Origin of the sequence: Veillonella sp. CHU110 (assembly GCF_003992255.1) — a bacterium.
GTDB lineage: Bacteria > Bacillota > Negativicutes > Veillonellales > Veillonellaceae > F0422.
This window is the reverse complement of sequence record NZ_RQVA01000009.1, coordinates 73,251-96,043: the sequence shown is the minus strand read 5'-3', so window position 1 is coordinate 96,043 and position 22,793 is coordinate 73,251. Positions and strand designations below refer to the sequence as shown.

At 35.8% G+C, this 22,793-nt stretch carries 25 protein-coding genes and 1 tRNA gene; 8 read left to right on the top strand and 18 right to left on the bottom strand.

Annotation, left to right across the window (positions count from 1 at the left end):
• The first annotated feature begins 70 nt into the window (after window positions 1–70).
• The gene (locus tag EO122_RS05400; RefSeq protein ID WP_240632664.1) at window positions 71–1,354 is read left to right on the top strand and encodes a PepSY domain-containing protein; all 1,284 of its coding nucleotides are present in this window, start codon (window positions 71–73) and stop codon (window positions 1,352–1,354) included.
• 88 nt (window positions 1,355–1,442) lie between these two features.
• Here the strand turns inward: EO122_RS05400 and EO122_RS05395 are convergent, their stop codons facing one another.
• The 3 genes from EO122_RS05395 to EO122_RS05385 all read right to left on the bottom strand — a co-directional run bounded on the left by EO122_RS05395 (window position 1,443) and on the right by EO122_RS05385 (window position 4,211).
• The gene (locus EO122_RS05395; protein WP_127009711.1) at window positions 1,443–2,930 is read right to left on the bottom strand and encodes a YadA-like family protein; all 1,488 of its coding nucleotides are present in this window, start codon (window positions 2,928–2,930) and stop codon (window positions 1,443–1,445) included.
• Window positions 2,931–3,147: 217 nt separating this feature from the next.
• Window positions 3,148–3,224, bottom strand: a tRNA-Arg gene (locus tag EO122_RS05390).
• A gap of 672 nt (window positions 3,225–3,896) precedes the next feature.
• Complete coding sequence (locus EO122_RS05385; protein WP_127009710.1) at window positions 3,897–4,211, bottom strand: hypothetical protein; 315 nt, start codon at window positions 4,209–4,211, stop codon at window positions 3,897–3,899.
• Window positions 4,212–4,448: 237 nt separating this feature from the next.
• On the opposite strand from EO122_RS05385, the gene EO122_RS05380 reads away from it, so the two are divergent.
• Both EO122_RS05380 and EO122_RS05375 read left to right on the top strand, forming a co-directional pair.
• On the top strand, window positions 4,449–4,697 hold the full coding sequence (locus EO122_RS05380; protein WP_127009709.1) for a type II toxin-antitoxin system Phd/YefM family antitoxin: 249 nt from the start codon (window positions 4,449–4,451) through the stop codon (window positions 4,695–4,697).
• A complete protein-coding gene (locus tag EO122_RS05375; protein WP_127009708.1) occupies window positions 4,697–4,957 on the top strand; it encodes a Txe/YoeB family addiction module toxin in 261 nt (86 codons plus the stop codon). The genes EO122_RS05380 and EO122_RS05375 overlap by 1 nt, the downstream gene beginning before the upstream one ends.
• 158 nt (window positions 4,958–5,115) lie before the next feature.
• Here the strand turns inward: EO122_RS05375 and EO122_RS05370 are convergent, their stop codons facing one another.
• From EO122_RS05370 to dnaA, 11 genes are all read right to left on the bottom strand, one after another.
• The gene (locus EO122_RS05370) at window positions 5,116–6,465 is read right to left on the bottom strand and encodes a hemolysin family protein (RefSeq protein WP_127009707.1); all 1,350 of its coding nucleotides are present in this window, start codon (window positions 6,463–6,465) and stop codon (window positions 5,116–5,118) included.
• 49 nt (window positions 6,466–6,514) lie between these two features.
• Window positions 6,515–6,832, bottom strand: a complete 318-nt coding sequence (locus EO122_RS05365; protein ID WP_127009706.1) for a YbjQ family protein — start codon at window positions 6,830–6,832, stop codon at window positions 6,515–6,517.
• Window positions 6,833–6,915: 83 nt separating this feature from the next.
• Window positions 6,916–7,245 carry a branched-chain amino acid transporter permease gene (locus EO122_RS05360; protein WP_127009705.1) on the bottom strand — a complete coding sequence of 110 codons (330 nt, stop codon included), beginning with the start codon at window positions 7,243–7,245 and terminating at the stop codon, window positions 6,916–6,918.
• Complete coding sequence (locus tag EO122_RS05355) at window positions 7,245–7,952, bottom strand: AzlC family ABC transporter permease (RefSeq protein WP_127009704.1); 708 nt, start codon at window positions 7,950–7,952, stop codon at window positions 7,245–7,247. Before EO122_RS05355 ends, EO122_RS05360 begins: the two co-directional genes overlap by 1 nt.
• A 112-nt stretch (window positions 7,953–8,064) precedes the next feature.
• A complete protein-coding gene (locus EO122_RS05350; protein WP_127009703.1) occupies window positions 8,065–9,507 on the bottom strand; it encodes an amino acid permease in 1,443 nt (480 codons plus the stop codon).
• 12 nt (window positions 9,508–9,519) lie between these two features.
• Complete coding sequence (gene gyrB, locus EO122_RS05345; RefSeq protein ID WP_127009702.1) at window positions 9,520–11,421, bottom strand: DNA topoisomerase (ATP-hydrolyzing) subunit B; 1,902 nt, start codon at window positions 11,419–11,421, stop codon at window positions 9,520–9,522.
• Between the two features lie 88 nt (window positions 11,422–11,509).
• Window positions 11,510–12,412, bottom strand: coding sequence for a DUF721 domain-containing protein (locus EO122_RS05340; protein WP_127009701.1), 903 nt, complete (start codon window positions 12,410–12,412; stop codon window positions 11,510–11,512).
• Window positions 12,405–13,493 carry a DNA replication/repair protein RecF gene (gene recF, locus EO122_RS05335; protein WP_127009700.1) on the bottom strand — a complete coding sequence of 363 codons (1,089 nt, stop codon included), beginning with the start codon at window positions 13,491–13,493 and terminating at the stop codon, window positions 12,405–12,407. The genes EO122_RS05340 and recF overlap by 8 nt, the downstream gene beginning before the upstream one ends.
• Before the next feature lie 2 nt (window positions 13,494–13,495).
• A complete protein-coding gene (locus EO122_RS05330) occupies window positions 13,496–13,720 on the bottom strand; it encodes an RNA-binding S4 domain-containing protein (RefSeq protein ID WP_127009699.1) in 225 nt (74 codons plus the stop codon).
• Between the two features lie 16 nt (window positions 13,721–13,736).
• Complete coding sequence (gene dnaN, locus EO122_RS05325) at window positions 13,737–14,849, bottom strand: DNA polymerase III subunit beta (protein WP_127009698.1); 1,113 nt, start codon at window positions 14,847–14,849, stop codon at window positions 13,737–13,739.
• Window positions 14,850–15,116: 267 nt separating this feature from the next.
• Complete coding sequence (gene dnaA, locus EO122_RS05320; protein WP_164725966.1) at window positions 15,117–16,775, bottom strand: chromosomal replication initiator protein DnaA; 1,659 nt, start codon at window positions 16,773–16,775, stop codon at window positions 15,117–15,119.
• 556 nt (window positions 16,776–17,331) lie between these two features.
• Between dnaA and rpmH the strand changes: the two genes are divergently transcribed.
• The 5 genes from rpmH (at window position 17,332) to jag (ending at window position 19,647) form a co-directional block, all read left to right on the top strand.
• Complete coding sequence (rpmH, locus tag EO122_RS05315) at window positions 17,332–17,466, top strand: 50S ribosomal protein L34 (protein WP_127009696.1); 135 nt, start codon at window positions 17,332–17,334, stop codon at window positions 17,464–17,466.
• Between the two features lie 70 nt (window positions 17,467–17,536).
• Window positions 17,537–17,902 (top strand): ribonuclease P protein component, encoded by a 366-nt coding sequence (gene rnpA, locus EO122_RS05310; protein WP_127009695.1) that lies wholly within the window; start codon window positions 17,537–17,539, stop codon window positions 17,900–17,902.
• Window positions 17,889–18,116, top strand: coding sequence for a membrane protein insertion efficiency factor YidD (yidD, locus tag EO122_RS05305; protein ID WP_127009694.1), 228 nt, complete (start codon window positions 17,889–17,891; stop codon window positions 18,114–18,116). The genes rnpA and yidD overlap by 14 nt, the downstream gene beginning before the upstream one ends.
• Window positions 18,117–18,227: 111 nt before the next feature.
• Window positions 18,228–18,863, top strand: a complete 636-nt coding sequence (locus tag EO122_RS05300; protein WP_127009693.1) for a YidC/Oxa1 family membrane protein insertase — start codon at window positions 18,228–18,230, stop codon at window positions 18,861–18,863.
• 10 nt (window positions 18,864–18,873) lie between these two features.
• Window positions 18,874–19,647 carry an RNA-binding cell elongation regulator Jag/EloR gene (gene jag / locus EO122_RS05295; RefSeq protein ID WP_127009692.1) on the top strand — a complete coding sequence of 258 codons (774 nt, stop codon included), beginning with the start codon at window positions 18,874–18,876 and terminating at the stop codon, window positions 19,645–19,647.
• Window positions 19,648–20,012: 365 nt separating this feature from the next.
• Here jag and EO122_RS05290 read toward each other — a convergent pair whose 3' ends face one another.
• The 4 genes from EO122_RS05290 to EO122_RS05275 form a co-directional block, all read right to left on the bottom strand.
• On the bottom strand, window positions 20,013–20,384 hold the full coding sequence (locus EO122_RS05290; RefSeq protein ID WP_038145013.1) for a cupin domain-containing protein: 372 nt from the start codon (window positions 20,382–20,384) through the stop codon (window positions 20,013–20,015).
• A gap of 89 nt (window positions 20,385–20,473) precedes the next feature.
• Complete coding sequence (locus tag EO122_RS05285; RefSeq protein ID WP_009353953.1) at window positions 20,474–20,677, bottom strand: hypothetical protein; 204 nt, start codon at window positions 20,675–20,677, stop codon at window positions 20,474–20,476.
• A gap of 127 nt (window positions 20,678–20,804) precedes the next feature.
• Window positions 20,805–20,993, bottom strand: coding sequence for a hypothetical protein (locus tag EO122_RS05280; protein WP_062402225.1), 189 nt, complete (start codon window positions 20,991–20,993; stop codon window positions 20,805–20,807).
• 177 nt (window positions 20,994–21,170) lie between these two features.
• The gene (locus tag EO122_RS05275; RefSeq protein ID WP_127009691.1) at window positions 21,171–22,508 is read right to left on the bottom strand and encodes an MFS transporter; all 1,338 of its coding nucleotides are present in this window, start codon (window positions 22,506–22,508) and stop codon (window positions 21,171–21,173) included.
• Between the last annotated feature and the right edge of the window lie 285 nt (window positions 22,509–22,793).

Below are 22,793 nucleotides of genomic sequence, written 5' to 3'. Positions count from 1 at the left end.
GAGTAACTATATGTCAACTTTTTACAAATGGCATAAGAGAATATCTATCTTTTCTATTATATTTTTTCTTATGTTTTGCATTACCGGTTTATTATTATTATTTAGAAATGAATTAAATGCTTGGTCTTTAGGACAACCCTCTCATAGTACATCTACTATGACAATGAGTCCATCCTCATCCTCTATATTTGATGCAGCAGATGCGGGTGCTGCATTAGTAAAACAACAATATCCATCCAAAGATATTTTGAATATTTCTCCAACCATGAATAGATCTAACCTATTACGCTATAGAATTATTGATTCATCCGCCACATCTGCCCCACCTGCACGAATGGGTATGGGAGGAGACTATACCTTATATAACCCAAGCTCTAATACACTTGTTGAATCTCATCGTGTCACCCCTGCACATCCATGGGTACGAAGTGCACTACACACAATTCATGAATTACATACTCGATTAGCCTTAGGAAAATTTGGTATTTATCTTGTAACTATTCTATCTATGATATGCTTCTTATCCATCCTTAGTGGTATCTTTTTATACGGCCCTTTCAGTTCCGCCTATAAACGAAGTACACAAACATCAAATCGATTACAAATCAGCGCTCTGCATCGTGAATTTTCTATGATTGCTTCTGTTTGGGGAATTGTATTATCTCTAACTGGTGTATGGATTGGTGGTTTTTTTATTGCTAATGATTATTACACAAAAAATGTAGCCTCTATGGCAACACAAGAATTAGCTAATCATACATCCGAAATTTTATCTCCTTCTGAAGCAATTCAACGAATCCTATCAACCTATCCTAATCGTCAACTTATTTCTATGGATTATCCATCAAAATTTAACAATTATCACTATGCCTTTTATTTAGGTAGCCAAAATGATGACGATCCTGCCATGTTTTTAGGTCAGCCTGTATATGCCAATTTATATAGTGATTCAACTCTCGATCAATATGCAACAAAAGAAATTCCTTGGTATTTTACCGGAATGAAAACTATGATAAACTTACATATTCATAATCATAATTCCATGGCATTAAAAATATTATGGGCTATTTGGGATATTATCATCATCATTGGTATGGTATTAGGAATCATCTTAACGATTATGAAACGATATCATATACCTATGAAAACTACACCTATCAAACCTATTTTATCCCCTACTCATATATGGAGAATTCCTACCATATCTAGTGTATTCATCGCTTGTGGTCTTATCATTCCAATGTGGCCTAATTCTATGACAGAAACAATTGGTGCTATCTGCTTATTGATTCCTTTAGTGCTCTTTATATACTCTTTATATCAGCACTATACTCGAATCAAAGAAACTCTATAATATATTCATGATAGTCTTTCTCATAACCTTATGAAAAGAAAAATAGAGGTCATTGTTACGTTGTATAACTATGACCTCTATTTTTATGTTATTTTCCTTGCATCACCAATAACTGATTCAATTTTTGTTCTAATTCAGTATTTTTCTCTTCTAACTGCTGGATACGCATCTCATAATCGTTGGAAATCATAGGTTTCTTTTCATCTTTCCCGATTCTGAAAGAAGCTCCTGCATTCCAAGATAGGGTATGTCCAGCAAGGCTAAGTCCAAAATTATAGAATCTATCTTTATTTGTATAATGACCTATTCCTAATGCCACACCTTTTGTGCCTTTAAATTGGCCTATACCAGCCATGACTTGTGTCCGATCTGTACCATCATATGGCAACGCTTTTAAAGCACTTAAGGCAATAGCAGAGGCCCCTGCGATTTTTGCTGTATCATTGGCTTCTTCTGCCATAGCTTTCACAGTATGAACTTGGCTGACGATGCTTTCTGGTTTTGATCCCGTACCAGCATTCATTTTCTCGATTTCTTCAGGTGTATATCCTAGCGCATTTGTAATAGCTTTCAACTGTTTTACATTCACTGCGTCTGTATCTTTAATACCGCCAGCTACATTGACAATTCTTCGTTTCATCTCTGGAATATCTAACGTACCATTATCAAATTGCATAGTGTATCCCTCTGTACCTACAGACACAACACCTTCTGCTGCTTTCACCGCATCTCCTGAAAAAGCAGATGTACCGTCTATAGCAGCACCACGTCCTTCTGTAGAAGAATACACACCAATAGCTACACTATTCTTATCATTCACACGCGACCAAGTTCCTAGAGCCATACTACTATCTGCCTTAGAACCTATTTCTGAACGATTACCGATGGCTATACTATCTTCTGACAACGTAGTAGCATACCGACCTAGAGCGATACTTCTTTTTCTTGCTGTCACAGCTTGGGACCCCATGGCAATGGACTCGTCTAACCATGCTCGGCTGGCTTTACCAATGGCGATGGAATCCGTTCCATTTGCCCGAATACCATTACCAATTCCTACGGCATCAAATCCATAGACTCTAGTATCATTACCAATTGCCATCGATTGAAAGGCTACTTTTTCTTTATATTCCTTTGGAATACTTGGAGTATATTTTGTATCTTTTGACTTATCTAATGGTTCATACTCATCCACGTTCACCACATGTTCTGATTGATTCCCCACCTTTGTAGGCGTATCATGTGGTACCTCCCCTAATGATTCCGCATCTGTTAATTTACCCACATAGGAGCTAGTACCAATAACAATCCCTTGTTCTCCACTTTTTTCAATCGTTGCTCCATATCCTAAGGCAATCCCAAAATTAGCATCGATATTGTGATTATAGCCAATACCAATGGGCGCACTTATCCGCTTATCTTTCGATCCAATCGTACCTTTACCAATGGATACACCACCAGCTGTATAAGCTGTACTTGTATCTCCATTCTTACCTAAGTTTACCTCTTCTGCTAGTACTGTTGACGTACACAATAAAGCAACCAATGTCGCTAGTACTACGTTTTTTCTCATCATTTTACATATTCTCCTTAGTATATAAATTATGTAATGCTTTGATTATATCACACATTTGTACAACTTTGTGGTTTCAATCTTTCCTATATTTTTGACAAAAATAGTTATAGAACTAAATACTGGAGTTTTTAGTTCTGCAAGGAGTTATATTGATAAACGAAATAATTTATACATAAAAAAGGAAGTTACCCATGTCTTGTAACTTCCTTTTTATATCTGGTGCGCCCAGAGGGAATTGAACCCCCGACCTGCAGTTTAGGAAACTGTCGCTCTATCCTACTGAGCTATGAACGCAAGTATACATCTATTATAGTCTAACTGTACTCTCCCTAGCAATATAAAATCTAAAATAAGATTCAATCTGTATCCTATGTGTATATCCACAATACAGAACATTTTTTCTCACCCATTAAGATTCAATAAAGCCTTATAATACAAGGGTTATTCACTTTCTGTGTATAAAATGTGGATAACTATAGAGTTATTAACACAAAATACACAAGGTATTAACAAGCTACTCACAAGCTATACCCATAGTTATACACTAAGTTATCCACAGTTTAGTGGATAACTGTTCCATATGTACGATGAAAGTATCTTTTTTGTTCTATTTTTACACTATATCTACTGTTATTGTCTATCTCCTCATGACATAGGTATATTATCTACTATACATCATACAATAGATAGACCTCTTTCATCCATCATACCTAACACAGTATATAAATATTATCATAAGAATGTACAAAAATGACGATATAAGGATGTACAAATTTCATTACATATCAGATACTATATGTATGAAGGCATCAAAAAATAAAACTGAAACAAAAAAGTTATTCAAAATGTATCATCTATATATAACTAAGCTAAATAAACAAAAGGGTCCCTAAGGACCCTTTTTAATTATGCTATACATGCAAAATAGTCCATGCTATTGCTGAAAAATCTATTCCATGATCTCACTTATTCAGCAAAATATAATTGACCATCTACTTCTACTGGAATCCCCCAGTCAACTTGCACGCCATTTTTGTTCCACATACGAGTTAATGCTAATTTTAAATACTCATAGGAGTCCAACGGTTGCACTGTCAACTCATCGTAGGTATTCAATCCTGTAGCATGCATCACTGTTTGTTCTGTTTGCAAATAGGATTCTACTTTCTCTTTCCAAGTTGCATCGTCTAATACCACTTGGCACTCTTTTGTTTCTTTGTTATACGCAATATGACCGCGCTCATTATCTCCATAATGAATTGCTAAATATACCCATTCCATGGTGTACCCTCTTTCATGACTAACATAAGTTATTATGTAGATTATACTCATACCTTGATGTATTCTGTTCCTATTATATCGTATCTTTCCAAGTAGTGGCAATATAGATACTTCTAATTCTATTGCAGTTTATTCCAAATAATTACTATATGTTTCCAATGTCTATATACTTTCACTATCTATATCATTGCTTTTTATCTTTACGTACATTATAATGTACATAAAGAGGTGATACACATGGCAATTATTAATATTACAAATTTTAGAAAACATATTTTTGAGTATTTAACACAGACTATTAAATACAATGAACCACTCAGTATCAGCACTAAAGATGGTAATGCCGTCCTATTAAGCGAAGATGATTATTTATCCTTGTTAGAAACTTTATATTTAACATCCAAACCTAGTATGAAAGAACATTTACTAGAAGGAAAAAATACTCCATTATCTGAATGTATTTCAGAAGAAGAGGTTATTTGGTAATGTATACGTTAACTTATACAAAATCTGCTGTGAAAGATATACCTAAGTTAAAATCTGCAAAACTTGATACAAAAGCAAAGGCATTACTAGAGATTATTAAAGTCAATCCCTATCAAACACCGCCAAGATATGAAAAATTGGTGGGCGATTTAGAGGGCTTATATTCACGTCGCATTAATATCCAACATCGACTTGTGTATGAGGTCTTTGAGGAAGAAAAAATTGTTAAAATAATTAGTTTATGGACACATTATGAATAGAATAAAACAGAGGAAAGTTGTACTATATCATCAACTTTCCTCTGTTTTATTTATATTTTTTTATCCAATAATCATACTATTCCATAGAATAAATTTCTAAAAATCATTGCATATTAGGGTTTACAATCTATTTATAGATTCATCTAAAATACATAATTCTAGTCTGAATTACTCTCTGCCTCTACTTTCCGTGTCACCATTACTTTATCTACCCGCGTATTATCCATATCCATAACTTCAAATTGCAATGGCCCATAGTGACAGCGATTTGCTTCTTTGGGAATACGACCGATTAAGTACGTCACGAATCCACCTAATGTTTTATAGAGATCGTCTTCTTCTCCTGGCAATAGCTCGTCCACTTTAAAGTATTCTTTCAGTTCTTCAATACTGATGAGACCATCCACAAGATACGTACCATCTTCTCGTTGAACAATGCGATTTTCTTCTTCTTTCTTTTCCTCTTCCCCAGATGGCATCAATCCTACGATTTCTTCCATAATATCGTGGAACGTAATCATCCCACTCATACCACCATATTCGTCTAGCACAATGGCCTCATGGGTACCTTCTTCTCTGAAAGTAGATAATACTTTCATCAAGGACAAGGATTCTGGTACAAGCACTGGTTTTCGCATACAATAGGCCAGAATATCTTTCATAGGACGATGGCTTTCTTTCATTTGTTGTGCCAACACATCCACCGAAGACACTAAGCCTTTCAACTCATCTAAGGAATCGTCACCTACTGGAATACGATGTTCATTGCATTCCATAATAGTTTCCAGAATTTCCTCATCACTAGCATTGATATCAATCCACGTCAACTGCGTACGAGGTGTCATAATATCGCTAGCATCGAGATCAGCTAAGCGGAAAATATTTTCTACCAGCACTGGCTCTTCCTCTTCATAAGCGCCTAGTTCCACACCTTGTACGAGCATTTTATTGATTTCTGATTCTGTCACCGGTGCCTCTTCCTTGTGTTTGACGCCTAATACTTTCAGTAGCATCGTCGTAGACATACTAAGAAGTGCCACCAATGGTTTTGTCACAGTGGCAAAGTATTTCATAGGAATAGCCATGATGATGGCAATAGATTCTGGCGAATTATAAGCCAAACTTTTCGGCACTAATTCCCCTATGACTAAGGATAAATAGGTTGTTAAGGATACTATGAAAATAGGACTCACCGTATCGGCATAATCAGCTAGCCACAGTATATGTTCTTTGATATATGTCGCCATAGGGTCTGAAAAGGTAGCCCCCGAATACAAACCAGTAACGATACTAATCAAAGTAATACCAATTTGTATAGTGGAAAACATTTCATTCGGATCTTCTGCTAGCTTAATAGCTATGCGAGCTCCACGATTACCTGCTTCCGCCTTTTCTTCTAATAACCCTTTACGAGCATTGATAATGGCTAATTCCGTCATAGAAAACAGTCCATTCAAAATAATGAGTATGGCTACAATTAAAATTTCTATACCTATGTCACTGCCCACTGATTCTATCTCTCCTTATCGATTCCTATCTATAAAACTATACTATATATTAAATCACAACCGCTGTTCCTGTACATGTTACCATTAACATACCATTTGTTTCCCCTAATGTTTCATAACTCACAGATACACCGACGATGGCATTAGCTCCCAAAGATTTTGCTCGTTTTTCCATTTCTTTTAAAGAAGCCTCACGAGCGCTAGCCAAGGATGATTCATAACTATTGCTACGACCGCCAACAATATCTCGAATCGATGAGAAAAAGTCTTTCACAAAGTTACGACCTTCCACAACTTCTCCAAATACGATTCCTTTATATTCTTTAATTGAATGACCTTCAATTTGCATTGTTGTTGTAATAATCATGGTTTCTCCTATATTCTCACACTGAATATGAATTAAATCTCATTACTCGTATTATATCATATTTAGAATGCTTCTATATAACATTATATAAATACCTGTTGCACTAGAACCATATACAATATTGTTCCACCCCCAATGGATAGAAACATATTTCTTTTCCATAGGTGCAATAGTACCGTCACAGCTACAGCAATCATATCCGGCATACCATGATACACACCAGATACATCCACATGGCGCAAGGAAAATACGACGAGGAAACTCATCGTAGCAGATGGCAATACTTTACCTAAATACTGTACATAAGCAGGCGTTTTCATTTTCGAGTTAAATATGATAAATGGTAAAAATCGTGTTGCCATAGTGCCTAATACAACAATGGCAATGGTTATAATTTGTTCTGTGAAAGTCATTATTGCCCCTCCATTGTTCTACGTAACAGGCTTAATATAACCACGATACCGATCATGGCAGGAATCATAAAGTGTTCACTGCCAAATACCAACAAGGCAAATCCTGGAATTAATAATCCTATGCCAGAGCTAATCAAATTCCGTTGTGCTTTATATTGTTCTATAGCCAATACAATAAATAAGGCTGTCAATACAAATTCTAAGCCCTTCGCATCAAAAGATAATACAGATGCAAAAAGATTGCCTATGACAGATCCTAATACCCAATAGATTTGATTTAATAAAGTTACAAAAAAATAACACCATTTCTTGGAAATTTCAGTAGGAATTTGTGATGTATAGTTAATGGAAAAACTTTCATCCGTCATTCCAAATATGAGATATGGTGTTAGCCATCCCATATGTCTATATATAGTTAACATAGAAATTCCATAAAATATATGACGCCCATTGACCATGAGTGTAATTAAGAAAGCACTTACTGGATCAAAAGGAGATAGTAACATAGCCACTGTTACAAATTCCATAGATCCTGCATAAATAAGAGCACTCAATGCCAATGTATAACCCCAGGAAAATCCCATGGAGTACATATAGATACCATAGGATACACCTAAAAATAAAAAGCCAAATAATATCGGTGTTGTTTTAGGAAAAGCATATCGAAAGGCAGATCCTATACTATGTTTTGTTCTTTCATGTTCCATATATATTCTCCTTTCTCTCATCATATATCACTAGACTTTCAAATTGTAGTAACTATAAAATAGATTAACAACAAAACAGCCTACAGGAATTTCTTCCCATAGGCTATTTCTATTAGTCTTCAAAATCTCGTGTTAAATCCACTTCTTTTAAAGGTACTACTTTTGTTTTATATTTTGCTTTATACCATAAGTACACAGCTAAGAATACTGGGATACCGATATAAGCAACAGATACTCCGTACCAATCGATACTTTCACCCATGAAGGCTGTATAGTTTTGACCAGCAATGATAATCAAGCACAAAGCTAATGCAAACAATGGACCAAATGGGAACCAAGATGCTTTGTAAGGCAATTTAGATACATCATGACCTTGTGCCACGTAAGCACGACGGAAACGATAGTGAGCAATAGCTATACCAAGCCATGTAATAAATCCACTCATACCACTGATATTAATCAACCAAGTGTAAGCTTGACCTTCTCCGATTAAAGATGTTAAGAAGGCAAATAAGCCAAAGGCTGCTGTTGCTAATAAGGCAGGAATTGGCACACCACGATGATTGATTTGACCAAATACTTTTGGTGCATCTCCTAATTTAGATAATGCATATAGCATACGTGTAGAAGAGAATAAACCAGAATTACCTGCAGATAAAACAGCAATCAACAAGATAGCATTGATGAAATGCGCTGCCCAATCAAATCCAAAACGATCAAATACTAATGTAAATGGACTGATAGATACATTTTCCACAGAACTATTCAATAAGTTTGGATCATTATAAGGAATTAAGAAACCAATTACAACGAAAGAACCAATATAGAATAGTAAAATACGCCAGAAAATAGAATTGATAGCTTTTGGAATATTTTTTTCTGGATTTTCAGATTCACCAGCTGCTGTACCAATTAATTCTACCCCTTGGAAAGAGAAACCAGCAATCATAAAAATAGCTAGAATAGAGGAGAATCCTCCTACAAATGGAGCATCACCGATAGTCCAATTATGGAATCCTGGAGATTCAGCACCATAACCAAGAATTAATAAAGAACCTAATAGTAAAAATACAATAACAGTAATAACTTTGATACTAGAGAATAGATATTCACTTTCACCAAAGGAACGAGCTGATAAATAGTTCAATACAAATAGAATCACCAAGAATAAAGCAGACCAAACAATAGCTGGTATATCAGGGAACCAATATTTCATAATAAAGGCACCTGCTACTAGTTCTGCCGCTAACGTGATGGCCCAGTTAAACCAGAAATTCCACCCTAATGCAAATCCCAATGCTTTATCTACATAGCGAGAGGCATAGGTACCAAAAGAACCAGATACTGGTAGATACGTAGTCATTTCCCCTAAACTAGTCATCAAGAAATATACCATGATGCCAATAAATCCATAGGCAATCAACGCACCACCAGGGCCTGCTGTACTCACAACTTCACCACCAGCTACGAACAAACCTGTACCGATGGCACCGCCCAAAGCAATCATATTCATGTGGCGGGATTTTAAACTTCTTTTTAATTTATTTTTTTCCATAAAACAATCTCCTTATAAGTCTAGATTTCGTACATACTCAGCATTATCTTCGATAAACTTTCGACGAGGTTCAACTTTATCCCCCATCAATACACTAAATATCTTATCTGCTGCAATACTATCTTCCATACTAACTTGGAGTATTGTTCGATGTTCTGGATTCATGGTTGTATCCCATAATTGTTCTGCATTCATTTCACCAAGACCTTTGTATCGTTGGATTGTAATATTTTCACGTCCAATTTCATCCAGTCTATCTGAAAGTTCTTGGTCACTATAAGCATACCACTGTTTTTGACCTTTTTTAATTTGGTACAACGGTGGCTGCGCAATGAATACATGACCTTCTTCAATGAGTGGTCGCATATAGCGATAGAAGAATGTCAATAATAAAGTACGAATATGTGCGCCATCCACATCAGCATCAGTCATGATGATGATTTTATTGTAACGGCTCTTCGTAATATCAAAATCTTGTCCGATACCTGTACCAAAGGCAGTGATCATAGAACGAATTTCTGCATTGGCCAAAATTTTATCGAGACGAGCTTTTTCTACATTTAGAATTTTACCACGCAATGGCAAAATAGCTTGGTATCGGCGATCACGGCCTTGTTTTGCCGTACCACCCGCAGAATCACCTTCGACAAGGTAAATCTCTGTCATAGTTGTATCTTTTTCAGAACAATCTGCTAATTTACCAGGTAAGGAGCTCACTTCTAAAGCATTTTTACGGCGTGTCAATTCACGAGCTTTGCGGGCTGCTTCACGAGCACGACTCGCATTGGTTGCTTTTTCGATGATCTTCTTTGCTTCTGATGGATGCTCTTCTAAGAAAACACGCAATCCATCAGACACAATAGTATCTGTAATCCCTTTGACTTCGCTATTGCCTAGCTTACCTTTTGTTTGGCCTTCAAATTGTGGTTCCAATACTTTTACGCTCACCACAGCCGTTAAGCCTTCTCGCACGTCTTCGCCAGTTAAGTTATTTTCATTTTCTTTCAAAATGCCAGCCTTACGACCATAGTCGTTCAACGTACGTGTTAAGGCTGTACGGAAACCGCTCAAGTGCGTACCGCCATCGATAGTATTGATATTATTAACGAAGGACAAAATCGTTTCACTATAGCTATCGTTATATTGCAATGCCACATCTACCACTACATCATCACGAGTATTATCGATAGAAATAACGCTCGGTGTGATAGCTTCTTTCGCTTCATTCAAATATTCAATGAATTGTACTAAGCCACCTTCATAATGGAAACTTTCACTGCGACCTTCCCCACGTTTGTCGGATAACGTAATACGCAACCCTTTATTTAAAAATGCCAATTCTTGTAGACGAGTTTTTAATACATCGAACTCAAAAATGGTCGTTTCAAAGATTTGTACATCTGGTTTAAATCGCACTGTAGTACCTGTGCGATCTGTCGTACCGATTTCTTTCAAATCAGATGTTTTGTTCCCACGTTCAAAGGAAATTTCTTGAATCTTTCCATGTTGATATACATCGACGATCGTCCATTCACTCAATGCATTAACTACGGAAATACCTACCCCATGAAGGCCTCCGGATACTTTATATCCGCCGCCGCCAAATTTACCACCTGCGTGAAGTTTGGATAATACAAGTTCTACCGCAGGCATACCTGTTTCATGCATCCCCGTAGGAATCCCACGACCATCGTCGATAACTTCAATACTATTATCTTCACAAATGGTCACTTCAATATGCGTTGCATAGCCAGCCAAGGCTTCATCCACACTATTATCTACTACTTCATACACTAAGTGATGTAATCCACGGGCAGATGTACTACCAATATACATACCAGGTCGCATACGAACGGCTTCTAAGCCCTCGAGGACCTGTATATTACCGGCATCATAATTCGTTTGTTCTGCCATATAACATCCTCCTATTTTCACAGATATGTGACTAATTGTCTCTGTGATTTACATTTCATTATACAATATTTACCACCCTTGTGAAAGACTATATCTGCGATTTTACTTGCATTTTGTCATCTTCATTCCAACGGTATTTATTAGTAATGTTCACAACTTGTTCAAAGGTTAACTCCTCCTGTGATTTCGAAGTAATTAACATCGTCGCCCAATACATATCATTCGCATCTTTTGATCCTTGATACAATCTCGTTAAATAGAAACGAATACTTTCACGCTTTGCCACTTCATACCATTCATAGGTGCACCATGGTGCTATTGCTTTCAATTGGTCATACTTGTAATGGGGATACTTGTGTAATACACCCTTCACTGTTTGAATGATCTTTCGGTATTTTTTATATTCGCAATGAGGGCATACCTGCGACTCTTCTGATTGCAACCAACGACCACATCCTGGGCACCTATGGAACTGTTCTTGTTCCAACAACCATTCTTTTTTTGCTTGTTCAATCTGCGTTTGAAATACTTTACTCCGTAAACTTTCATCCTCGATGATTCGCACAGACTCCTCAATCTGATGAACTTGTGATTCTGGCAACTGTATCTTATGAAAGTCTATCTTCACTGTTTCAATAGGAGTCATATCTAATTGATCTCCAGGACTCATCTGTGTTCCTAAGGGACGACGAGGCAATTGTACCTTCATATCTTCAATCATCGGTTGTCCATAATACTCTTGCAAAGCTTCTATAATTTGTGGCTTTCGCATAGTCATTTCCTGCATCCACACAGTATGAGCAATTTCCACAGTAATGATTGGTGGCATAATAGAAATCAATTTAGCATGTTGAGATACTATGGGGCCTACGACAGTCTCCCAATCTTCATAGAGCTTCATAATTTGGTACATCTCATAAATACCGAGTTCTTGTAACATTGCGTCACGGAGTATATCTCCTCCCACAGGTGCTTGTACTGTATTATTCATATAGTACCTCCTCCTGCAAGTCAATGTACTGTACCTTATCGAGCCCTACTGTTTCTGCTTGATCGGTAGTAGTAATAATAGTTTGTACTCTCTTATGAATAAACTTCAATAAATTACTACGTCTTTCTTGATCGAGTTCACTCAATACATCATCCAATAATAAAATAGGATATTCCCCAACTTCAGATTTAATATATTCTAGCTCACTTAACTTCACAGACAAAATAGCCGTTCGTTGTTGACCTTGCGAACCAAATCGCTTTAAGTCCATCGTACCTGAATAAAAGATAATATCATCCCGATGAGGTCCTACAGAAGTTTGCAATCTTCTTCTATCTTCTGGTAACTGTTGTTGTAATGCTCGTAATAACGCCTCTTTCGTTACCAATAGTTGTTGCTCACTATAGGGTTGACTATATTGTAATCGCAAATCTTCTTTTCCATTTGTCAGTTTTCGATTCATCAAATCCATCAATTGGTTTAATTTTTTTAAACTTTCCAAACGCTTTTGAATAATCTGAGCACCTAACGTAGCAATTTGTTCATCCCAATCTTGCACAGGTACCTTACTGGCATGACTATATTCTTTTAATACTCGATTTCTCTGTTGCACAGCTCTCTGGTACATGGTCAATTGATGATAATATTGAGGGCTAGTCTGACTGATTTCCATATTTAAAAATCGTCTTCGTAGAGAAGGACTTCCTTTTATTAAGTCTAAATCTTCCGGAGAAAATATAACTGTATTTAAAGTCCCTACTAATTCTTTTTGAGACAGTGGATTATCATGTAATCGAATGATTTTTTTTCCTTGTCTTCCCCATTTAATCTGCAATGTATGAGGCGTATCAGCTTTCATAAAGTGAACGATAATACTAGCCTCATTCTCATTCCAAGAAATGACATCTTTCATATCCGATGTACGATGACTATGTCCCATCGTGGCAATATAAGCAGATTCTAAGATATTTGTTTTCCCTTTTCCATTAGGACCATGGATAACAATGATTTCTGGTGTGAAAGTAATAGTTCTATGACGATGATTGCGAACATGTATAAGTTCCAATTCAGTCACATACACAATTAAGCCTCCTTCACCACAGTGATTATTACTTCATTAGCAATGGTTACTACATCATTAGGATAGATTTTTTTTCGTTTTTCTGTAACTAATACGCCATTTAGGGTGATTTGTTTTTCTTCTAATAATACTTTAACTTGACCACCTGTAGCTAAGACATTAGCATATTTTAACAGTTGGTCTAATTGAATATACTCTGTATGAATGGATACAGTTTCTTGATTCATAATTGCCTCTTTTCTCTTAATTATGTGTATGAACTGGCGTTACCACATAGGTATAATGGTCATTATTATCTTGACGAATCACCATAGCCCCTTGTTCTTGTAAGTACATATGGATTCTTTCACCTGTGCTATGTTTCAATAATTCATCGATATATTTACCATTAAAATTAATAGTGAAAGGATTGCCTTCAAAGGTACATAGAACAATATCTTTTACCATACCAATATCAGCACTTTGAGAACTCAATGTGACTTGATTTTCTTCCCAATCGTAACGAATGGCAGAATAACTCATATCTTTCGCCATAAAATATACACGATCTAAAGAACTACCGAATTCACGACGATTTAAAATAGCACTAGCATCGAATTTAGCAGGAATAACACGTTTATAATCAGGATATGTGCCTTCAATTAATCTTGAAATAATGTATACAGTATCAAATACAACAGCTACTTGATTTCTATTCCAAATTAATTTAACCATAACGGGTTGATCTGATGGTAATACTCTGGAAACTTCTTCTACAGTACGTTTTGGAATGACAATACGCATTGGATTTTCAAGAGCTGTATCTAAGGTAACTTTTTTAACAGCCATACGATGTGTATCAGTACCTACCATAGTCAGCTCATTGCCTTCAATTTCTACTAATGTACCACAGAAAATAGGACGATCAGTATCGGTAGAAGTAGCATATACAGTTAAATCAATTAATTGCTTTAATTGTTCACCATCAATAAGAATACTATTGTCATCTTGAATTTGTTCTACTAATGAGAAATCTTCTACTTGCATAGTAACTAATTTAAATTCAGAATGATCTGATTTTATTTGTAATTGATTAGAATTGTCTGGTTTATATAATTCTACTTGTTCACCTGGTAATTTTTTTAGAATTTCTTGAAAATATTTAGAACCTACTACAATGGTACCTGGTTCAATAATCGTAGCATCTACTTGGGATCGCATACCAATTTCGAAATCATTAGCTTGTAATTCTACATAGGTATCTTTTGTAGAAATATAAATAGATCCTGGTAAGTTGGAACTTGTTTTGTTAGATGCTACACGTTGAAATAATGAAATGGCTTTGACTAATTCATTTTTATTAAATTGAAGTTTCATAATTAACTCCTTATGACTAATATATCTATGTTAAAGTTGTTTTGTATAAGTAGTAGCCGTAGTAGTAGGGGCCGTGTATAAGTGGATAGGTGTATAGATTCGTTTATACATAAGGTTTTTCACATGTTTATAAATCTGGGAATGAAATTTTCTGTCTATCCACATACTAACAGTGTGTCAGTTAGCCTGTGTGTAACTGGAAATTTACTAACAGGGTACACACAAATTATGCACATACTAAACACATACTTATCCACAATTTAAGTATTATTTTGCTTGTTCTAATTCTTGTCGAATTCGTTCAATAGTGAGTCGTAAGTCTGGATCCTTTTCAATTTCTCTAGAAATTTTTTCATACGCATGTAAGGCTGTAGTATGATCTTTTTTTCCAAAGGCAAAAGAGATTTGAGGGTAACTTTCATTAATTAATTCACGAGCTAAGTACATGGCAATTTGACGTGGATGTGCATATTGCTTATTGCGCTTTTGACTCACTAAATGTTCTAATTTAATTTTAAAGTAATTGGCAATAAACTCTTGTATATACTTGATAGACAATACAATTTGTTCTGTGTGAATAATAAAATCTTTAATTGCTTTATTAGTGAACTCCACATCGATTGTTTCTAGTCGATTAGCAATAGCCGCTTGTGTAATCAAGGTTTCAAAGGCACCTTTCAATTCACGAATATTTCGTTTGTTGAAATATTGAGCGAATAGATGAATTACTTCTTTTGGTACATATAACGTTGGATATTCACTGCGACGATGATGAATTTCTTCGTGAATGATAGCTTCAATCATCTCTGGATTAGGAGCCTCAATTTCAACGGTAAATCCACTGTTAAATCGAGTGATTAATCGTTCTTCCATTTCTTTATAATCTTTTGGTGGTTTATCACTAGATAGAATTACTGCTTTATTGTGACTTAATAAATGATTGAAAGTATTGAAAAATTCTTCTTGTGTTGTCTTTTTATTTTTTTCTTCTAAGAATTGTACATCGTCGATGATGAGTACATCGATATCACGGAAATTACGACGGAATTGATCTGGTGTTTTTGTCCGCAACGATTCAATGAAGCTATTCATAAAATCTTCACTAGTAATGGACATAATTTTGGCAGAGGGATTATTTTTTAAAATTTCATTGCCAATAGCATGCATTAGATGTGTTTTACCAAGACCAGACTGTCCATGAATATAGAGTGGATTATAACGAATACCAGGTTTTTCTGCTACAGCTTTAGCGGCGCTGAAAGCAAATCGATTGGAATTTGATTCAATATAATTATCAAAGGTAAAAGCACGATTTAAATGTGATTTTGATGTATTTGGAAATTGTCTTTGTTCATGAACTGTTGACGTTACAGAGATAGAATCTTTTGTTTCAAATAAATCAGTAGGAACTGGTTTTTGAATATCATGTCCTCTAGGAGTTGTTCGCTGAATGACAACAGGTGAATCATAATTAGGAAGGCTAGCCCCATCTGGTAATCCTTGGTGATCTGCTATATCCCAAGGTGGAGCAATAGTAGTTTCTGTAGTATCTCCATAGTCAAAGGATGGCATATCGATGGATGGTATTGAAGATGTATCAGTTGATGGATAACCCATAGATTCTTGTGAATTGGAAACATCATTATATGTGGTATCTGTTGGGTTTGGTAAGTCAGTCAGATATTCAATAATTTGTATACTAGGAAGTAAATTTTTAGTAGCTTCTAAGATGGGAGTATGCACTAAAGGTGATTGAATATATTTTAACTTACTAGGTTCCATAACAAATAAGGTTAATACTGTAGATGTCATAGAATAAGGCATCAAGGAGTTAACTACAAGGGAGTCCCACATTTGTGGTGGCATTTTTGTTTTTGTTTTTTGCATTACTTGATCCCAAAGGGAGTAAATATCTAAGTCACTCATAATTGACCTTTCTATATGTGTATAAAATAGATGTATCCACATGGGTATAATTGTGGATAACTAAAAAAAAGACAAAGAAAAAGAGTTCATAAACAAGATGATAGTCTTTGTTATGATTATCCACATAGATGTGAATAAGTAAGTGGATAAGATGTGAAAAATGTGGAAAACTTGTTTATAAATCTCTGTATAATATAGTTTTATTATACCAAAAACTTACTTGCTTTGCTATGTGGTCTATGGTGATTTTATCTTAATATAGAGAAATGGAAGACTGGCATATACTCCTTCTTAAACTGATGCCTTCGCTAGGTTTGTTCAGGAGTATGTGCCAGTCTTCTACAAAAATCTAATTTAGATACAAAATACCATAAGACTACTATGCAAAACTGCGTTCGTTAGAGGATGTATAGATAAATGTGATAATATTTTGTATTTATGTAATTTAGATATAGGAATAAACAAGGTTTTTATTGACAGAATCAGGGTTTATACATATAATTACTATGTTATGGTATACGAAAAAATAAACCTATCATGAGGAGGTGTTGTTGTAATGAAACGTACTTACCAACCAAATACACTTTGGAGAAAACGTACTCATGGTTTCCGTGAACGTATGAAAACCATCGGTGGCCGTCTAGTATTAAAACGTCGACGCGCTAAAGGCAGAAAATGCTTATCTGCATAATCAAATATACAGCAAGAGAACTTGGCGATTTAGCCAAGTTTTTCTGTATGTACGGTGTTAAAGGATATCTATGAATAGTTTAACAAAAGATAGAAGAATTCGGAAAAACAATGAATATCAATTAGTGTACAAGCATGGTCGATATGAGGTAGGACGTCTGTGCGTAGTCTATCATATGCCTGTAGCAAAGCAACCAAGTAAAATTGGCTTTGTAACAGGAAAAAAAGTAGGCGGTGCGGTACAACGTAATCGAGCTAGACGTTTAATGAAAGAAGTCTATCGTTTGCATCAGCATGAATTTCGAGAAGGGCATCATATTGTTGTAGTAGGTCGTGGTTATTTAGCAAATGCCACCTATGATCAAGCAGAACGAGAAATGATGAGAATCTTTAAGAAATGTAAACTACTAAAGGATAGAAACTATGGGACTAAGTAAAATTATTAATGTTATATTAATAGGTTTAGTGAAGTTTTATCGATCGACTCTATCCCCTTTAAAGCCAAGTACTTGTCGTTTTTATCCCACCTGTTCTATGTATATGCTACAAGCTCTGGAGCGGTATGGACCTTTAAAAGGTAGCTATTTAGGTATTAAGCGGATTTTAAAATGCCATCCCTTTCATAAAGGGGGACATGATCCACTACCATAATGGCACAGTTTTGGAAATACCTGAGTACCTGTATGGATGAAATATAGACCATACCATAACGTATATGGGTACATGAATGTTCATACTACAAGAACAAGAAAAGGAGTAGACATGGAAATTTTCCAATATTTAGTTGATTTTATGAGAAGCCTCTTAGATTATTCGTTTTTAGCGACAAAAGCGATAGGCTTTCCAAGCTATGGTATTGCAATTATTTTGCTAACCTTAGCGATTAAACTTATATTAGCACCATTGACTTATAAACAAGTGAAGTCGATGAAGGGCATTGCTGAATTACAACCTAGAATGAAAGCTTTGCAAGAAAAATATAAGGATAATCCACAAAAAATGCAAGAAGAAACGATGAAGTTGTACAAAGAAATGGGAATTAATCCATTAGCAGGTTGTTTACCATTATTAGTACAAATGCCGTTTTTAATTGCTATATTCTATGCATTGCAAGGATATAACTATGCTCCTGAATATGCACAATTCTTATGGTTACCAAATTTGAGTGATCCAGATCCAATCTATGTATTGCCAGTATTATCTGCATTGTCTACTTATGTGATGAGTAAACAAACATCTGGTGCTAGCAATCAACAAGCAAAAATTATGAGCCTATTTATGCCTTTATTCATCGGCTATATCAGCTTAAATTTTGCTAGTGGTTTGGTTATGTATTGGGTAGTTTCAAACGTATTCCAAATGGTACAACAAACGTTAATTTATCGTAATGACAAATAGGAGGCTAGGCATGGATTATATTGAAGTGTCGGCAAAAACGATTGAAGAAGCAACAGCACAAGCAACCGCGCAAATTGAGGCACAAGGTCGTGTCGTTACTTCTGTGAAAGTATTAACAGAACCATCTAATGGCTTTCTAGGATTTGGTAAGAAAAATGCACTTGTTCGTGTATACTTTGAGGAAGTAGCTGGAAAAGAAGCAACTGTTTCAGAACAAGTAACAAATACAGTTATGGAAGAACAATTTGCAGCAGTAACTATGCAAGAAGAATCTACATCGATCGAAGAACCAATTCCTACAGTAGTAGAAGACGGTATTACAAAAGCAGAACAAGATTTTATTGCTGATACAGGTAAAGAATTCTTATTAGGTATGTTTGGTAAAATGGGTTTATCTGTACAAATTGAAAAATTTACTACAAAGGATAAAATTACATTCCAAATTCATGGAGATGAGTTGGGTATTTTGATTGGTAAACATGGTCAAACATTAGATGCCATTCAATATTTAACAAATCTTGTGGCTAATAAAGAAGTTCGCCGTCGTTGCCAAATTGTTGTGGACGTAGAAAATTATCGTTCCCGTCGTGAAGAAACGTTAATTCAATTGGCACATCGCTTAGGCGCTAAAGTACGACGTACACGTCAAAAAATTGCCTTAGAACCAATGAATGCTTTCGAGCGAAAAATCATTCACGTAGCATTGCAAAACGAAAAACATATCAAAACAGATAGCGAAGGACAAGAACCATATCGTCATATTGTGATTTATTACAAACGATAGACTTCTACTATATATCATCAACTTTTATATTGATGTATATGCATATCTGTAGAGATGACAATAGATGATTTGTGGCATATAGTAACAGATTATCTATAACTATGAAGAGGGCCCTTCGGGGTCCTTTTTCTTAGAAATATAGAAAAAAGCTATGAGTTGAATATATAAAATCAACTCATAGCTTTTTTAGTTTAAGGGGCTATTTTGTTACAGCCCCTTTTTCTATGGTGTATATATTAAAAAGAAATAATATAGTTATTAGGTTTTATATAGCTATTTAGTGGTTCAGTTATATCCACGGTTATTAATTTCCCATAGGGTGATACTGATATTGTCAAGATCAGTTCCTACTGTCTACAGACTCTTTACGGCTCGATGGGGAAATAATCCGCAGGGACGGGGGCAAGGATGCCAACAAAGACAAAGTCCTTCGTGCCTGTATTTTTCATCCCGTGGCACATGCCCTTCGCTGAGACGATGACATCGCCCTTCGCGATGGGGTGCTCCTCTCCGGGGGTAGGGTAAAAGACGCCCTCTCCCTCAATGCAAATCCATATATCATCTGCATTGGCGTGACCGTGCGGCTGAATCGTCTGCCCAGGCTTTATGACCCAGACGACACCGCTCGTTGACTCCGTGCTGTAGATTGGCGTGCGCGTTGCGACATTGCCCGCCTTTGCCACATTTGCCACGCGAAAACGTCGCGTTGCAAAATCGTTTGTGATTTCATTTACCATGATGTTTGCTCCTTTCAAAAATTCGTATTTTATATCGTTTTAGGGTGCTCAGTTAAAGTAATCATCGTCATATCCTTCGCTATTCAACTTCATTTTACAACAAACCAATCCTTATGACAACAATGGGATTTGATATTGTCAAGATCAGTTGACAAATTTTCTTTAGAAGAATACAAATGCTGTAACTCTTTATAGTCTAATTCCTTCAATACAGCATCGAGTAACCGCATAGGAGCTGTTTCTTTTATCATCAACATGCCATAATCCAATGGTAAAACTAGTTGGCGAGGCATTACTAGTTTAGTATAATTAAATTCATTGGTATATTATTTCTTCACATAAAAGGTGGCTTTCCCTTTTCCGTGTCGTTCAATGTACTTTTCTTCTACTAATTGTTTCAACATATTTTCTATGGTGGATTTACTTAGGATTGGAACTGCATTCAATACTTTGAATCTTTGCAATTTCCACTAGTGTATCTAGCACAGCAGGCTTTTGTTGTATGAATAGTTCCTGTTTTCCCTTGTGTTCATGGATCTGTGCTAATAAATTAATAATTTCACTATCCCATAGAGTACTTTCATAGAGTGAATAATTAAAAGTTTTCATTCGCCTACTCCTTTCTATATTCGCCTAATTATACCATATTTTTAGGCGATTAAATATTACAATAGGCGAATCAATAGCAAATTCTAGTAACTTTCAATACAACTCATATGGCACAACAGAATCGTTAAGCATACAAAAAAGCACGGCCTGAACCGTGCTCTTTTTTATCAGATTTAATTATACATTCATGTTAGCTGCTTTACGAACGTAGAACCAGTAACATACGAATACTGTTACGATATTGAAAGCAAGTAATACTGCGAATGCTGGGTGGATACTTCCAAATGTTGTGTACACATAACCAAAGATTTTTGGTGTAATGAAGGCACCGTATGCCGCTACGGCTGCTACGAAACCAGCGATCAAGGAAGATTGTAATCCATCTGTGAAGATGTGAGGAATCATACGGAATGTAGAACCTGTTACAAAACCACAGGATATGAACATCAATACAGTCATTCCAAAGAAGAATGGGAAGTTATGCATATCTACACCTACCGCAATTAATACAGTAGTGATACATAAACCAATCAAACCGATAAAAGTAATTTTTGTACCGCTGTTGATTTTATCGGCTAACCAACCACCTACTGGACGAAGACTGGCAGATACTAGAGGACCAACGAATGCGATGTGAGCAAATGGAATTTCAGGGAATTCTTTATTTACTAGTAGGCCAAGTGCTGCTGCATATCCAGAGAAGGCACCGAAGGAACATGTATATAACAATGTCATAGCCCATGTGTGTTTGTTGCTAAAAATTTGAGCCAGTGCTTTAGGATTAGGTTTTGCTAGTGGCAAGTTATCCATGTAACGAGTCATGCATGCTAAGATAATTACTAAAGGCACAATCCACATGAACGCCGCATTGGCTAAGTATACTGCATTGCCTTTAACGATAGCTGGTGTGACACCGAAGATGTTACCTAATGTAGCAGAACCCATAGCGAATGGAGCTAAGAAGTAAATAACGGAGATCCCAAGGTTACCAATACCACCATTAATGCCAAGAGCGGTACCTTTTTCAGATTTAGGGAAGAAGTTACCGATGTAAGCCATGGAGGAGGAGAAGTTACCGCCGGCTAAACCGATTAATGCTGTTAAGATCATGAATGTTTCATAGGATGTGGTTGTATCTTGTACAGCATAGCCTAACCATACTACAGGTACTAATAAAATAATTGTAGAAATGAAAGTCCAGTTTCTACCACCAATTAAAGCTGGCATGTAAGTATAGATAAAACGGAACGTAGCACCTACTAAACCTGGGAAGGCAGCCAGTGTAAATAACTGTTCTGTTGTGAAATGGAATCCAGCTCCATTTAATTGTGCTGCGATGGTTGACCATAAATACCATACGCAAAATGATAACGTTAATGCAATGGTAGATACTACCAAGTTTTGTTTGGCAATCTTCTTACCAAACTTCTCCCAAAATTCAGGGTTTTCTGGTTGCCAGTTCGCAATAATTTCTTTGCGACTTGCACCGGCTTGAGGCATTTTCATCTCTGACATGAGAACACTCCTTTAATCCTTTAAACGTACAACTTGTGATACTCATATTGTATCATAGTGACATGAAGACACAAATGTTATAGAAGTATTTTTAATTATGTAATTCTGTTATAATTAAATGTGTCTAAAATCACACACTTATTATATAAGATATAATATAATGTGAATGTGATAAAAAGCACAACTTATATAATTATTAATGAGTTATAATAGTAGTATACGCAAAAGTGTAATGTGGGAAGTTGATATAGTAAAGGAAGTTTCTTTGTTTATATCATATGTTAC